General features: G+C 38.6%; 13 protein-coding genes. 4 read left to right on the forward strand and 9 right to left on the reverse strand.

Annotated features, from left to right (window positions below; all coding sequences use genetic code 11):
• Positions 1 to 80 precede the first annotated feature (80 nt).
• From AC3CH7_RS18255 to AC3CH7_RS18280, 6 genes are all read right to left on the reverse strand, one after another.
• Positions 81 to 1073: a polysaccharide deacetylase family protein gene (locus AC3CH7_RS18255; RefSeq protein WP_036164311.1), complete on the reverse strand. Its 993-nt coding sequence runs from the start codon at positions 1071 to 1073 to the stop codon at positions 81 to 83.
• 4 nt (positions 1074 to 1077) lie between these two features.
• Entirely contained in the window at positions 1078 to 1782 is a 705-nt protein-coding gene (locus AC3CH7_RS18260) for a hypothetical protein (RefSeq protein WP_036164330.1), read from the reverse strand.
• Positions 1783 to 1804: 22 nt separating this feature from the next.
• Positions 1805 to 3478, reverse strand: coding sequence for a GNAT family N-acetyltransferase (locus AC3CH7_RS18265; protein ID WP_099806075.1), 1674 nt, complete (start codon positions 3476 to 3478; stop codon positions 1805 to 1807).
• A 1-nt stretch (position 3479) separates the two neighbouring features.
• Complete coding sequence (locus tag AC3CH7_RS18270) at positions 3480 to 4610, reverse strand: glycosyltransferase family 4 protein (protein ID WP_031417731.1); 1131 nt, start codon at positions 4608 to 4610, stop codon at positions 3480 to 3482.
• A gap of 10 nt (positions 4611 to 4620) precedes the next feature.
• Positions 4621 to 5256: a sugar transferase gene (locus AC3CH7_RS18275; protein WP_012292302.1), complete on the reverse strand. Its 636-nt coding sequence runs from the start codon at positions 5254 to 5256 to the stop codon at positions 4621 to 4623.
• Between the two features lie 140 nt (positions 5257 to 5396).
• Positions 5397 to 5846, reverse strand: coding sequence for an SACOL1771 family peroxiredoxin (locus AC3CH7_RS18280; RefSeq protein WP_012292301.1), 450 nt, complete (start codon positions 5844 to 5846; stop codon positions 5397 to 5399).
• A gap of 279 nt (positions 5847 to 6125) precedes the next feature.
• Here AC3CH7_RS18280 and AC3CH7_RS18285 point away from each other — a divergent pair, with 279 nt between their 5' ends.
• Entirely contained in the window at positions 6126 to 6749 is a 624-nt protein-coding gene (locus tag AC3CH7_RS18285; protein ID WP_012292300.1) for a hypothetical protein, read from the forward strand.
• A 48-nt stretch (positions 6750 to 6797) separates the two neighbouring features.
• Here the strand turns inward: AC3CH7_RS18285 and AC3CH7_RS18290 are convergent, their stop codons facing one another.
• Both AC3CH7_RS18290 and AC3CH7_RS18295 read right to left on the reverse strand, forming a co-directional pair.
• Positions 6798 to 8417, reverse strand: a complete 1620-nt coding sequence (locus tag AC3CH7_RS18290) for a GNAT family N-acetyltransferase (protein ID WP_488381806.1) — start codon at positions 8415 to 8417, stop codon at positions 6798 to 6800.
• 135 nt (positions 8418 to 8552) lie between these two features.
• Positions 8553 to 10241, reverse strand: a complete 1689-nt coding sequence (locus tag AC3CH7_RS18295) for an FAD-dependent oxidoreductase (protein ID WP_036217870.1) — start codon at positions 10239 to 10241, stop codon at positions 8553 to 8555.
• 229 nt (positions 10242 to 10470) lie between these two features.
• On the opposite strand from AC3CH7_RS18295, the gene AC3CH7_RS18300 reads away from it, so the two are divergent.
• On the forward strand, positions 10471 to 11157 hold the full coding sequence (locus tag AC3CH7_RS18300; protein WP_227256897.1) for a ZIP family metal transporter: 687 nt from the start codon (positions 10471 to 10473) through the stop codon (positions 11155 to 11157).
• Positions 11158 to 11307: 150 nt separating this feature from the next.
• On the opposite strand, the gene AC3CH7_RS18305 is transcribed toward AC3CH7_RS18300, so the two are convergent.
• Complete coding sequence (locus tag AC3CH7_RS18305; RefSeq protein ID WP_488381807.1) at positions 11308 to 12369, reverse strand: S-layer homology domain-containing protein; 1062 nt, start codon at positions 12367 to 12369, stop codon at positions 11308 to 11310.
• A 335-nt stretch (positions 12370 to 12704) separates the two neighbouring features.
• On the opposite strand from AC3CH7_RS18305, the gene AC3CH7_RS18310 reads away from it, so the two are divergent.
• Both AC3CH7_RS18310 and AC3CH7_RS18315 read left to right on the forward strand, forming a co-directional pair.
• Positions 12705 to 13601, forward strand: a complete 897-nt coding sequence (locus AC3CH7_RS18310) for a copper oxidase (protein WP_012292295.1) — start codon at positions 12705 to 12707, stop codon at positions 13599 to 13601.
• A gap of 226 nt (positions 13602 to 13827) precedes the next feature.
• The gene (locus tag AC3CH7_RS18315; protein WP_012292294.1) at positions 13828 to 14727 is read left to right on the forward strand and encodes a 3-hydroxyacyl-CoA dehydrogenase; all 900 of its coding nucleotides are present in this window, start codon (positions 13828 to 13830) and stop codon (positions 14725 to 14727) included.
• Positions 14728 to 14772 lie beyond the last annotated feature (45 nt).

Consider the following 14772-nt stretch of genomic DNA (forward strand, 5'->3'; position numbering starts at 1 on the left):
ACACAAAAAAGCAAACTAAAAATCAGTTTGCTTCAAATTTCATATGAGTTGGCGCAGTGTTCAATGAGGTTTTTAGTTTGTTACTTTTGTTGTTTGGAAATATTTTCACAAAGTTCAGCTACCTCATACATGGAATAGCTTTCAAAATTGTATTGACTGCGTAATTCTTGAAAATAACGTAATAGCTCTTCTAGCATCGCTAAATTTTTAGCTGTATTCTTCCCAAAATTATGGGGATGCCACCATAAATGATAAAAAGCTTGGGCCTTTGCAGCTTCGAGCATACTTTCCTTTATCCGTTTTACCTTTGAGCCCTCGAATACATGCAATGGACGAAAGTAGGGTCTTAAAAAGGCACTTGAACGAATATTAATCAGTTGCTCGTCCCGCATTTCCTCCAATGTTGCCATATGATGACCAGTAAGATTAATATAGCTATCAAGCCATTTTTTCGCTCCCAAAAATCTGCCTTTTTTCGTAAACTTTTGAGCATCATACAATGGATGATTTTCTGTTCCTCTGTAACAAACATAGCCCGCTTCTACACATGCTTTAAAATAGTCTTTATTCACTTGATTTCTCGGAAAAACCATGGACTTCATGGGCGGAATATAACCCTCGATTATGGTCTTTGTCGCGTCTAAGTCTGCACAAAAGGCAGCTTCTGTTTGACCTTTTTCCAAGCAGTAATAATGGGAAAAGGTATGGCTACCAATTTCCTGATGTGGTGTACGTTTAATCTCCTCTATCAAAGATTTACCAAAATGTAAGAGGTCCTCTTGTTCGTTTTCGCCTACTTTAGCTAGCTGGCTATGTGCTGCATAGCGCATATTGTCATACTTAACAGGGATACCTCGTAAATAATGAGCCATTTCAGCCTTTGATTCTGCAAACAATAGTCCGACTGTCGCCCAAGTTGCATGAATGTCATATTGCTCAAATAACGCAAGTATACTGGGCAAGGCTTTCCGTACACCATATAGGTTTTTATTGTATTGTCCATATCGAAATACATCATGGACGCCCCAATTCAGCTCAAAATCTAATGAAATAACGAGACCCCCACCATTCATGTTGCTACTTCCTCCATTTTTGCACGCCTAGTAATAGTGCACGTATTTTTGATTGGGTAATGTAGCCTGAGTAAACATTGACAACTTGTCCACCAAAGCTTAGTTTGAAGGCACGTACATTTCGATTATCGGTTAATTCACCCATATCATATAAAACAAAACCTTGCTCCTTAAAATGAAGAAGATTATGCCAGATTAAAAAACGATTTGCATAGCGGTAAGGTCTCTTTAAATGTGTCGATATGGCTGACGCCGCACAGGTAGCTTCATAATAAGACATCGCTTTATTCTCATGTACAATATCCAATCGATAGCACAGTGTCTGTCCACAGATACTTTGGATTTCAGATAATAATAATGCTCCCTGTTTGTTGAGAAGCATGATCGTTTCCATTTGTGATTTACCAATACCCTCAAGCTTTTTTCTTTTAGCAAAATGATTATAAAATTGCTGAAAAGCTCGTAAGTTTTGGACGGAAGGTTCTTTATATAAAATAACTTGGTAATATTCTTTATGTGCCCGTCGCAATATTTTACGATTCCCTTCAGAAAGTGCTAAATACAATGAAAGTTCATGCCCTTGGAGATCAATATGAATCGCTTCACTTTTAACAAGCTTTCGACTTGGTACAAGTGAATTTGTATAGCCTATTACTTTCATGGATTTTCGAACATTGGCTGGCTTTTCTAAAAAATAAAAATGTTGCATCGCAATATTCCACCGCTTACTTTTAATGGACAGAATGAACATCGCCCCCACTCTCCGTATTTTTTTGTACATGTTGTCGCTCAAAACGAGCAACTTTATAATGTTTCATTCGAATAATAGGTTTATAGCCTAGCTGTCCTAAGCGCTTCCGTTTTCTCCATTGCCAAAAGCTTGCCGTTACCCACAATGTTTGTCGCGGTTTGACTTTTCTGAAATAGGCCGTTATAATTTCGATCTGCTTGAACATATCATAGGCTAAAAAATACGTTTGCTTCGGTAATGCTTCTATTATTTGCAGCGAATCTACACGCCAATTTGTCGCGTGTAATGCAAATGCTGGCTTATTTGTCTCCGCAAAGGAATCCTTATAAACCGTGTACCCTTTATAATAGAGAGCAATGACTTCTTCCTGATCAAGCTGCATCGCTTCCTGAATAGTCATTTCCTCAAATAAGTTGCCCACAGGTTGCTGTGGTGACACATCCTCTGTTGGAGATAATTCATAGAGCTCCACGTGCTTCAAACGAATAAACCTATCTACGAATTGTTGTCCATATTCTAGCCAATCTCTGAGCTTTCCATACTTTACTAAATAGCGAAAACGGCCAAGTGTATTGCGTTTCCAGTCTACAATTCGTTGATTACTTTTTACATATTCCTTGAACCGTTCCTTTAGCAGCATTAAACCTGTCACTAGCTTTGCACGCTTTGTCCCACTGCTGGCAAGCATCCGCCTAGTAAAATCGATATTCGTACGCCAATCAAATTTGTAAGGCTCATAGCCAATGCTCATATCAAATAGCCGATAATTAGCAGCAAAAGTTCGCTGAATAGATTCCTGATTGACTATACGCCCGGGACCAAATACATTAAATGTCGGTTCATGGGCAAGCGCGTAGGTTACATAGCGTCCACGACAAAAAAGTCCATATGTGAAAGCAATCCACTGATTTTCAAAGACAAGTGCATCAACCTCTACTTGTAATGCCTCTCCATTAAGCATGGTTAAGCGCTCAAAAAAGTCTCTTTTCTTCCCTTTTGTAAAGTCACTCGTATCCAGTTTTTTTGCCCATCGTCGATCAAACAATCGAAACATTTGCCAGAGCTCGTCCTGTGCGGGAACTCTCCTTGTTACTGTACCTAGCTTCCGTAGCTTTCTTTCCCGCCGATCGACCCCATGCAGTTTCCGGCGTTGCTGGAAATGTTGTAGAAAATCTACCTCAGAAAAAGCGAGATAGGGAGTGACCACACGGAAAATATTTGCTCGTAACTGTCTTTCCACGAAATATTGTTCAATGACTTTAGTAGACACTTTACTTTCTAATAAGCCATGCAGTGAAAAAATTACGTGCCGATGCTTTCTAATAAGTTCATCGAACACAAAGGTTGTAGTGTTCATTAACCACTCTTTTTTGACAACAACCCCTGTATAATTGGCAATACCTTCACCCGCAAAGGAATACACCCTAATTCCCCATCGACTAGTCACCGTAAAGGGGAAAAAGGCTAGGATGACTCCTTCATGTTCAATAGCGAAAAGCTCTACTCGTTCTTTTCGCCCAACTATTTGCCACCAATTATAAAACCAAGCAAATTCAATAAAAGGATTATCATTGTCCTCTTCCTCTAAAATGCCATCCCAGATTTCCTTGTACCACATGAGCTCATCATCTGTTCTTATGCGTATTAATTGCAAGTTAATCTCCTTTCTTTACGAGTTCTGAAACAGCTTGTTGATAGACCATTAACGTTTTTTGATACATAGGGGTAAACGTAAAATACTGTAAATAGCGTCGTTCACTCGCATTGCCCATTTTTTGGCTTAAGGTAGCATCCAATAATAAATGACGAAGCCTCTGCTTCAATAATTCTTTATCCTCTCGCTCTACTAAAAAACCATTGCCATGATCCACAACTAACTCTTTAACACCACCCACATTTGTTGCAACAATAGGGAGGCCTATACGCATGGCTTCAATAATAGAGATTGGCAGCCCCTCCCAATCTGACAACAAAACAAATACATGACTTTTCTCCAAATAGGTGTGTACATCTAATTGATCACCTAAAAATATTATGCGATCTGTTAAATTATGCTGTGCAACAAACTCTTCTAGGGCAGGTCGTAGAGAACCATCTCCAACTAATTGAAGTTGCCACGGAACATCCGTCAGTTCTGCTAAAGCCTCCAGCAATAGATCTTGTCTTTTTGGCACTTCAAAACGAGCAACCATCACAATGACTGGCTGCTCCGTATAAGTCTTTTCTGTTGAAGGATTACTGTCTATTGGAGCAATACCATTATGAATAGTAAGCAGTTTATGAGCTGGAGCAACTTTTTTCATGAGTGCTAGCTCCCGATCATAATCAGATACCGTTATAATTTTTGTGGAGAATCGCTGAACCGATTTTTCCATTCGATAGTAAAGCATCTGTTTCCTTTGAGGAACACCTTCTGTAAAGCTCCAACTATGTGCAGTAAAAACTGTTGGGATGTGCAGTAAACTACCCACTATACGACCTATCACACCAGCCTTAGATGAATGTGTGGCTACCACATCAGGGTGTAAACGTTTGATAACGGCTCTTAATTGCCAAAATGTGCGGAAATCCTTTGCTAGATGAATTGCACGTTGCATAGCGGGAATACGGATAACCGTAATTTTTTCCTCTTGTAAGCGCCAAAGGGATGGCTGGTAGGAGCCAGTCACGACAGTTACTTCATGCCCATCTTGCTTGAGTTGGATGGCTAATGCCTCCACATGCTTTTGTGCTCCACCGATTTTATCCATTCGTGTAATAAGCTGAACAATTTTCAGTATGGCCACTCCCCGTAATTTAATAGGCACCCGTTCTTGCTAGGACTACATAAAGGGTTTTCAAAACAATTTGGACATCCATCCAAAAGGAGTAATGATCAACATATTCAATGTCATATGAAATTTTTTGTCCATGGGAAATATTAGAACGGCCGTTAATCTGGGCAAGACCTGTTAAACCTGGTTTTACCTCTAGTCTTCTGGCCTGTAAATTGTTATAGGCATTTGTAATGGTCGGAACCTCCGGACGAGGCCCCACAATACTCATTTCTCCTTTTAATACATTTAACAGCTGTGGAATTTCATCAATACTTAGCTTTCGAAGGATAGCCCCTACTTTGGTAATCCGTGTATCCTGCTCTACTTTAAAAAAGTAGTCATCTGGGATACCATTCGTACATATAGCTGGCATATTGATTGGAACTGCCTGTATACACATTGTGCGTAGCTTCCAAATAACAAAGCGGTGATGATCCAGGCCAGTTCGTATTTGTTTAAAAAAAATGGGGCGACCTGTTGTGAAGAGTAAAATGAGGAATACAGCTAGCATTAGAGGGATTGTCATAAAAAGTAATAATAATGCCCCGGTAATATCAAATATTCTTTTGCCATACTGACCATAGAATGTGAGATTCTTAGTTGTCGAAACGTGCACTTCACCATCCTTTGCATTTTTTTACTACTTAACACTATATATTCATTTTGAACATTTATAGAACTATTTTAAGAAAAGTGAGTCTAGATGAAAAAAAGAGTTATACCAGCGGCACATGCTGAATAACTCGATTTTTCTTATTATATGCGCGCTCCTAAAATTTGGGCATCACATTCGATTTCCACATTACCCTTTAATGCTTTGCTAATCATACATGTTTGTTCCGCTTTTTGTGCGAAGCGAGTAATTTTTGTTTCAAGATGCTCTGTTAAATTTAAGATAACTATTTTAGGCTTATGAATAATTTTTTCATAGGTAAACACACCATTTACTACACTGACATACCCTTCAGACTGCAGAGATAAATCATGTACAGCCACCTCGGATCTTTCAAGAAGAGCCGCTAATGTAATTAAATAACAAGTCGCTGAAGCCCCTAATAACATTTCATCCGGATTTGTACCAATGCCAGGTCCATCCATCTCCTGAGGAATAGAAATTTGCGTTTTCAGATTGCTAGCGTTGATAGTTCCAGTACCATTTCTTCCATCCGACCAAGTTAAGTCCATTGTAAATTTATGCTGAACCATTTTAAATCCTCCTTTACGTACGTATGACAGAAAAATGCTCGTTCTCCCGAGAAGACGAGCATTCAACGCCAATTATGATAAGAGATACGTAACGCCACCATTTTATGATACTGCTGTCTCTAACTCTACCACATTTTAACGGTATGCTCGAAATAAGCGTTAAGTTCTAAAATAGGAATATTTTACTTTACTACATAAAAACTAACTATTATTTTACAAAAAACAATGTGATAAATTTTATGGTAGAATAGAATAAATAATTCATTAGGAGATTTTAAAATGATTTTAACAAAGCAAGAAGCAATACAGGCACTTAAAAAGAACAAGTTTATCGGTTTTACTATTACAACAGGTAATATTATTATGAAAAAGATGAATAAAACCGATTATAATATTTTTGTTTTTGAGGAAGGAAAAGAGAAGCCATTACGTTATGTTGGTTCTATTATGAATGTTATGGCAACGATGAGTGACAAAGCATCCAATAAGGATTTTGTCATTGTAGAACAGCTTCCAACTCAAAATAACGTTGCTGAAACGCAAACATCTGAAAACGAAGCAACGTTAGAAGAGAAAGCTGTAGCAGCAGAAGTAGCAGAAGTAGCAGTCGTTGATGAAACCGAAGAAAGCCGTGCTATTGCAGGCTATGAAGACCTATATAAAATGACAGTAAGTGGGCGCATTATTACTGTACGTGAAAATCGTCCATTAGCTCGTTGTAATGACGAATATGGCTTCCATATTGCACGACTTACAAAGGACGGAAAGGCTTCCAGTCATAATGTCTTTGAACTTTGGAAACAAACATTCCCTGAGGTAGAGCAAACTCAATTCAAAGGTGCCTTAAAAGCAAAATACGGGACAGGTTGTAAGCTAATCGATAAACCTGGTATCCATTTTTAATCTAATTCTCTACTAAACAGTAAACCCTCAGTTGAAAACACTGAGGGTTTACTGTTTAGCATGAAATTCTTTTCGCCATTTGAACAACCTAACTAAGGTAATTTGGCTCACTTTATGAAAACCCGCCTGCTTCAGCTTTCGTCGTCTTCGCCCCTCATACCACGGAGCGATTGTACAGACGGATCGCCCTTCACGCTGCACTTCTACAACAATTTCCTTTAGTAGCTGGGTGTCGTATTCTCTGATGAAAGACATATTGGCAGATAGCTCGTACGTATAGCCGCTCACTTCTTCGTACGCTATATGATCGTGCCTCCTATAAACAATTTGATCTCCATCACCAAAAAAACGATTTCCCTTATAAAAATGCGCGATATAAGCAGGCCGCTCATTCAGTGTCATAATATCCTTCATATGTAGCTCTTCAAAGGGCATATATCCTTGATCGTATTTTTGCTCCGCGATATAGATGTCTATCCTATGAATAGCTACGATTCGTTGAAGGACCCCTTTCATTAATCGTAACCATTCTCTTGTTCGAGCATGCTTTAAAAAATACAACAATTCCCCTAACCTGTCCCGCTTCAATTTCACAAGCTGGTGATTGTTTGTTAATTTTCCTTTTACCCGATCTCGTAATACCATCCATGATCGAATAAAGCCCTCAGTAGTGCCTTTCGTACTCATAATAAATTTTCGTGTAAAATCAATATCGGTATACCATTGAAACTTATAGGGCTCATAGCCACTACCAAAATCATAATAACGAAAGCCTGAATCATGTGCTTTGAGCATGTTTTCCTTTTCTATTAAACTGCCAGGGCCAAACCTATTGAAATCAGGCTCATGGCCCATAGCCTGACAAAAATTACGATCTCTACAGCATAAATCAATAGTAAAGCTAATCCAATGCCCTTCAAATTGCAAACTGTCAACCTCGACTCTAAAGGCTTCATTAGAGACATCAGCCAAGCGTTCATAAAACAATCGAGTCTGTGCTTCGGTAAATCGACTTTTGTCCAGCTTCTTGCGCCATCTTCGCGTAAAAAGCGTAAACATTTTATGAAAATGATTGACGCCAACGTCCTGAAAGTCAAGGTGTCCAAATAATTTTAATTTCTTCTCATAACGCTTAATGCTTTTAAATGTCTTGCGATGCTTTTTTAAAAAGTCATCAACTGTCATTGATTGAAAATCTATAAATGACGTTACAGTTCGAAATATAGAATAAGGCATCTGGTATTCTATCGCATATTTCTCAAGTTGTTGAGAAGTATCTTTACTTTCAATGAGCCCCTGAAACACGAGCAAATAACGCTTATATTTTTGCGTGAACACCTTCAATATATAATGAATGGCCCGCTCCATCCATTGCTTCTCTGCTATCACTTCCATATAAGTCGCATACCCTTGTCCTAAAAAACCAAAGTAATGAATTTTACCAAAACCGACAGTATGAACTAACGGAAAAAATGCCACAGCGGTCCCTTGATGCTCGACTATAAATATTTCTACATTGTCATGTATACCAAGCGTTGCCCACCATGTCGTAACCCATTCGTATTCAATAAAAGGATTATTATTTTTTCCTTGTTCGAGTATACCTGACCAAGTACTTCGATAGGGCTCTAACATGTCCATTGAAGTGATTATTTTATAGTCTAGCACCGCACTGAATCGCTCCCTTTTCGTTATCCTCACCACATATTTAGTAGCCACTATATTCCTAGCAAGAAAGTATTAGAACAGTCCACCAACGTGAAACCCTCCCTATTCAAATGAATAGGAAGGGTTTCGCACACACTATACCTTTATAAGTGGTTCCTCTATTTTAGTGACGGCATTAGCCATATGTGTAGTTGCTATATAGCTAAGTGTCATACCAGGTCCAATCGTTGCACCTGGTCCTGGATAGGTTTCCCCCATAATAGACGCTGAGCAATTACCTGATGCATACAATCCTTCTATTGGTTGGCCATCCTTTTTCACAACACGAGCAAATTCATCCACTACTACTCCACCCTTTGTACCAATATCTCCAGGATAGAGACGCAAAGCATAAAATGGAGCTTTCTTTAACTCTGCTAAATTAGGGTTAGGTAATGTCGGGTCCCCGTAGTAATTATCATAAGCACTATCGCCTCGATTAAAGTCATCATCATGACCATTGTGTGCAAAGATGTTAAAACGATTGACCGTCTCGACTAAGTTTTCTTTCGGCACATCCATTTGCCTCGCAAGATCCTCAATCGTTTCGGCACTTTTCACGATTCCATGGTCATACCAGCTTTTCGGAAACGCTTGTCCAGGAAACAGTCCTGTAAAAATATAACGGCTTTTAGCAGCTGTATCAATAAGTATCCAGGAAGGTACAGCCTGCTTCGTCTCCTCTTGATGTTTGTACATTGTATCTACAAACTCATGATAAGGTGCTGCTTCATTGACATAGCGTTGTCCTGCACTATCTACAACCACCATATTAGGTACACCCCTATCAGCCACAAGGAAGAATGGCTGTCCTTGTGGATCAATAACAGAAGGTGCTCCCCATACCTTATCCATTAAATCGAGAGTAGCTCCAATTGTCACACTAGGTTCAATGATATCCCCTGTTTGCCCCACAGGTGAAGATGTCCAAGCAGCATTAGTAGGAGCTGGTAAATACTTTTCCCTCAATGCCTGATGATGTGAAAAGCCACCCGACGACAAGACAACACCTCTTTTTGCCTCTATCCGCTGCTCTTGTCCATCACGTTCAATTATCACGCCAACTACTCTTTCATTATCCATTATGAAATTTTTAAAAGCCGTTGATAACCAAAGCTCTCCATTTGCTTCGGCAAGTGATAATCGTAGACGAGCCACTAATGCTTCACCTAGCGCTACTGGCTCGCTCTTTGTCACCTTAGATTTCACTAAACGTATTCCTAATCTCAATGCTGTTGTTTTCCCTTTGAACGTTCGCGTAATCATATTGACCTTATGAAACTCGTAACTATTCATCGTAAAGCCTTTGGTCGATAGAGTTGCTCGACGCATATGATCAGCTAGTGAGCCCATTTTTGTTAAATCGAAAATAAGTGGTTCAATGGAGCGTCCCTGCGACAAACCACCCAATTTTTCAGGATAATAATCGGAATAGCCTTTGGCATATTGGAAGCGCATATGGTTCGTTTTATTGTATAAAAAACGCAACATTTCTGGCCCTTTCGTGATATAAGCTTCCTTTAACGCTTCGGGTACACGATCACCTATTGTGGCATCTAAATATTGGCGTGCAAGTTCATGTGTATCTGGGACACCTTCACCTTTAATAACATGATTATTGGGAATCCATAAGGCACCACCAGAAATTGCAGAAGCACCACCATAACGATCTGTTTTTTCAATGACTAATGATTTCAATCCTTGTAATTTTGCTGATAAACCTGCTGTCAATCCCGCTGCTCCAGACCCTACTACAACTACATCAAAACTTGCATCCCACTTCATTCAACCATTCCTCCCCTATGAGCTAAATCGATGAATATAATCTCCCTCTTAAAGAAGTATAGAATTAAACTAATTTTCAGTCAATTTAATAGGTTCGCCATTTTCCTACATAAAGCTGACATCCCATTTCAAGAAAGTTTGCTACAAGCATATTCAACTTTACTTAGCATATATTTGAAAAAACGACTTTAAGTTTATGATGAGGCGGGGGATTTTACAGGTGAGTGCAATGATACTTGGTGGATTTCTATTTTTCAGTGTGAGCTTTGGTGGCGCAATTGCCTGGATTTTCTCTAAGCTATTTCAACATACAACACAAGGGCTGTCATTATTATGTGGTGGTTTTCTAGTAGGCCTACTCGTTCTAGATATCATTCCTTCTTCCTTTCAAATCTATCAATCATTTGGAATTATACTCGGTATTTTTATTGGCTATTTCATTTTTCAACTGTTAGATACTTTATTCCATGCTTCTCATGCGCAAAATCCCTCTGTCTCCCTACTAACCCTTGCCATGATTATTCATACCATACCCATTAGTCTTACTGTTGGCAATTTACTTGGTAATGCAGCACTAAGTATTTCTCTCACAGCCTCCATTATTCTTCACCATGTTCCTGAAGGTTTTGCCCTATCAACCGCACTCATTTCTCAGGGCGAGAGGCTATGGAGACTTTTTATTTATTTCTTTATCTTCTCTGTCTTTTTCAGTATTTTCATCTGGTTTGGGCAATATTGGGCATTACCCGAAAAGGCACAGGGTATCTTAATGGGCATATCTATAGGGTTGATTGCCACAGCCAGCATCTCTGAATTCATTTTGCATCAACTAAGGTATGTCTCGTTCAGATCATTTTTTATGTATCTCATTTTAGGCTATCTCCTAAGCTATATCTTCCATACACTGGTCGAATAGACTATGAAATTAAAGTAAAACCGTTTATTCCTACTTGCTTTGCCATGAGCTGCGAGAAAAAATGACAAAGGCCATCGAGAGTGAGCTTTTCGACGACCTTTGCCATGAATTCAAGTAATCCACAATCATAAGGTGGATTGCTTTTTATTGTTATTCCTCGTCACTTAATTCCATTAGTGTGAGTGTAAGAATTTTTGAAACCTCTGCACGAGTAAGATTTCCTTTCGGATTAAACTTACCATTCGTACCATTTAAAATCCCTAATTGCTGCAATAAACCAATAGACTCTACTGTTTCCTTGCGCATTTGATTTTTATCTGTAAATGTATTGGTCTTGCTTACTTTAGAAAGATCCACTTCCATAGCTTCTAAATATCTCGCTGTCACGTATGCCATTTCCTCACGTGTAACAGGTTTTTTGGGCTCGAACTTACTACCATCGAAAATATCAATTAAGCCATACTCTTCTAAAATGGCTACTTCCTTCGCACCCCAAAAGCCATTAAGGTCCGTATAAGTAGCTGGTCCTTCATAATCTTCATTTACATCTAAACCTGATGCTCTGAAAATAATAGCTGCCAGTTCTCCACGAGTAACTTGTCCATTTGGATTAAATGTTGTGGCAGATGAGCCATTTATAATATCTGCTTGATAGAGCAATTGAATATAGCTCTCTGCCCAATGTCCAATTGCATCCTTGAAGTACCCACCTGGTTTTAATTCCACATCTGCACGAGCAAATACTACTAACATACTATTTAAATCTGCCGCACTTATAGCTTCCCATTTATTTGCCGTAAAGATTTCACTCTTAAAGCCATTTCCAGTTTGCGTAATTCGAATTTGAATAGCGTTACCGAATAATTTCTTAATTTCTTCATAGTTTTCCGTAAAATCTTTTTCGCCTTCCGGATAAAGATTTGTACCATCTTTATAGGATTGAAGAATCGCCTCTAGTGAAATTTTCACGGTTATATTTGTATTTGTTGTAACGATTGTAACCTCATTATTTTCATAGCCTACCTTAGATAGTAGTAATATTTTATAGATATCTTGATAGGACATGGCTTGTAATTGATCAGCAGCTGCTACTGTTTGCTTTTGATGAATCAAATTTGCAACATCTACCGCTTCCTGTGCATACGCTTGTCCACCAAATCCTCCTGTAAAACATACAATGCTTAGTGCTCCGGCTAACAATATTTTCTTCATTACTATTTCCTCCTTTGATCTATAAATTCAGTGTACTAAATCAATAGTTTGTATTTCTATAAAAATATGTAAATTCTACAATAATTATATAAAAAGACCTATTTTCGTCCTATTATAATAGGACTACCTCTATTTTCACTCACAGCAAAGACCATTGAAGAAATAAGATAAGTTTTTATGTTATGTATGCATAGGCTAGTCATTTACAAAACATCATTCCCCTTATATATGCTACTAATGTAATAAATATGAAAAAATAGGTATAAAGTAACTAGTCCTACATTGAATCACCATTGACATACAATAGTGAAGATTAACCTTCAGGAGGGTGCTAAATGGTTATTACCCCTGGTATTTCAGATTTACCTTATAGAATTCAAGTAGATGGAACAAAGCTGTTCACCTTGACTGCAGAGGAAATAACATGGGAGCTAGTAAATGGGATATTCATTCAGGTATGGGGCTACAATGGTTCTACACCCGGTCCGACCATCCGCGTTTTTCCAGGGGATCGTGTTTGTATTCGTGTAATTAATCGGTTGCCCGAAAAAACAAGTGTACATTGGCATGGCTTAATGGTGCCAAATGCTATGGATGGTGTACCACCTATTGAACCATCCCCTTTTATTGAACCGGGGCATTATTTTGATTATCACTTTACGATAAAAAATCCACCAGGGACGTATATGTATCACTCTCATGTAAATGTAGCTGTGCAAGATAATGCTGGCCTATTAGGAGGGTTTATTGTTGAAGATCCAAGCAAACAGAACCTTTCACAGCACAAAGATTATTTATGTTTATTACAGGAATGGGCAGTTGATCAATTACCCTGGGGGGCTCTTACGAAGGGCACGTATCCTTTAAATTTTAAGAAGCCAGAATTTAATTTTTTTACGATGAACGGGAAGTGCTATCCCTTCACCAAATCCTTATCTGTAAATTTCGGTGATACAGTAAAAATTCGTTTTGGCAATATCCAAATGCATCACCATCCCATCCATTTGCATGGCCATCAATTTCATGTTGTTGGCGCAGATGGTTTTCCAATTGCTCGTCATACCCAAATCGCAAAAAACACTATTCTTGTGGCATCTGGTGAAACGTGGGATATAGAATTTCTGGCCAATAACCCAGGCATTTGGCCTCTCCATTGTCATATGCCTCACCACGTTACCAATAACGGCGCTCCTGATGTTGGCGGGATGTTTACCACAGTGGATTATTGTTAAGACATGGACAGCTTAGTTGCTGTCTTTTTTATTTCTACAGTTATGTTTAGTCGATATTGGGTACATACTTGTAAAGGAGCAAGACCATAAACTTTATATCATTATAATAATAGAGGCTATCATTTGATTTTATATTACCTAAAGAAGTAGTATGGAATAGTATCGAAGGATTTTTTACATATCCACACTATTATATTAATGTAACAATTTTAAAGGAGGAATTTCGATGAATTATCAAAATATTACGGTCGCAGGTAGCGGTGTCTTAGGAAGTCAAATTGCTTATCAATCTGCTTTTAAAGGTTTTCAAGTAACCATTTACGATATTAACGACGAGGCGTTGAAAAATGCACAGGATCGTATTACAAAATTGAAACCACTTTATCAACAAGACTTAGGAGCTACACAAGAAGAAGTAGATGCTGCCTATGCTCGACTAACATTTAAAAGCGACTTAGCACAAGCTGTTGCTGATGCTGATCTTGTAATTGAAGCAATCCCTGAAGTTGTCCAAATTAAAACAGAATTTTATACGAACCTTGGCAAAGTAGCACCTGCCAAAACAATTTTTGCGACTAACTCATCTACTTTATTACCTAGCCAATTTGCAGAAGCAACAGGCCGTCCTGAGAAATTTTTAGCTCTACATTTTGCCAATACTATTTGGAAAAACAACACAGCTGAAATTATGAAACACCCAGGCACAGATATGAAAGTATTCGATGAGGTTGTTGCATTTGCACGTGCAATCGGCATGGTTCCACTACCATTATATAAGGAGCAACCTGGCTATATTTTAAACTCATTGCTCGTACCATTTTTAGATGCCGCCGAATCTTTATTAGTAAAAGAAGTGGCAGACCCGGAAACGATTGATAAAACATGGATGATTGGTACAGGCGCGCCTCTTGGTCCATTCGCCATCTTAGACATCGTTGGTATCAACACTGCCTATAACATTGTTGAAGCAAAAGCAACGGCTACTGGTGATGAAAACATGAAAAAGCTTGCCAACCTACTGAAAACAGAGTACATCGAAAAAGGTAAGCTCGGTCGTGCAACAGGTGAGGGCTTCTATACCTATCCAAACCCAAGCTTTGCTAAACCAGATTTCTTAAAAGGTTAATGAAAAGAGAGCAATTGTCCACAAACAAGGATAATTGCTCTTTTT

It is taken from the genome of Lysinibacillus sp. F12 (assembly GCF_057773605.1).

Coding starts and splice junctions, on each gene's coding strand:
- AC3CH7_RS18295 (WP_036217870.1), bottom strand. CDS start 10,241: ATGAAGTGGGATGCAAGTTTTGATGTAGTTGTAGTAGGGTCTGGAGCA.
- AC3CH7_RS18255 (WP_036164311.1), bottom strand. CDS start 1,073: ATGAATGGTGGGGGTCTCGTTATTTCATTAGATTTTGAGCTGAATTGG.
- AC3CH7_RS18285 (WP_012292300.1), top strand. CDS start 6,126: ATGATTTTAACAAAGCAAGAAGCAATACAGGCACTTAAAAAGAACAAG.
- AC3CH7_RS18310 (WP_012292295.1), top strand. CDS start 12,705: ATGGTTATTACCCCTGGTATTTCAGATTTACCTTATAGAATTCAAGTA.
- AC3CH7_RS18305 (WP_488381807.1), bottom strand. CDS start 12,369: ATGAAGAAAATATTGTTAGCCGGAGCACTAAGCATTGTATGTTTTACA.
- AC3CH7_RS18315 (WP_012292294.1), top strand. CDS start 13,828: ATGAATTATCAAAATATTACGGTCGCAGGTAGCGGTGTCTTAGGAAGT.
- AC3CH7_RS18260 (WP_036164330.1), bottom strand. CDS start 1,782: ATGCAACATTTTTATTTTTTAGAAAAGCCAGCCAATGTTCGAAAATCC.
- AC3CH7_RS18280 (WP_012292301.1), bottom strand. CDS start 5,846: ATGGTTCAGCATAAATTTACAATGGACTTAACTTGGTCGGATGGAAGA.
- AC3CH7_RS18300 (WP_227256897.1), top strand. CDS start 10,471: ATGATACTTGGTGGATTTCTATTTTTCAGTGTGAGCTTTGGTGGCGCA.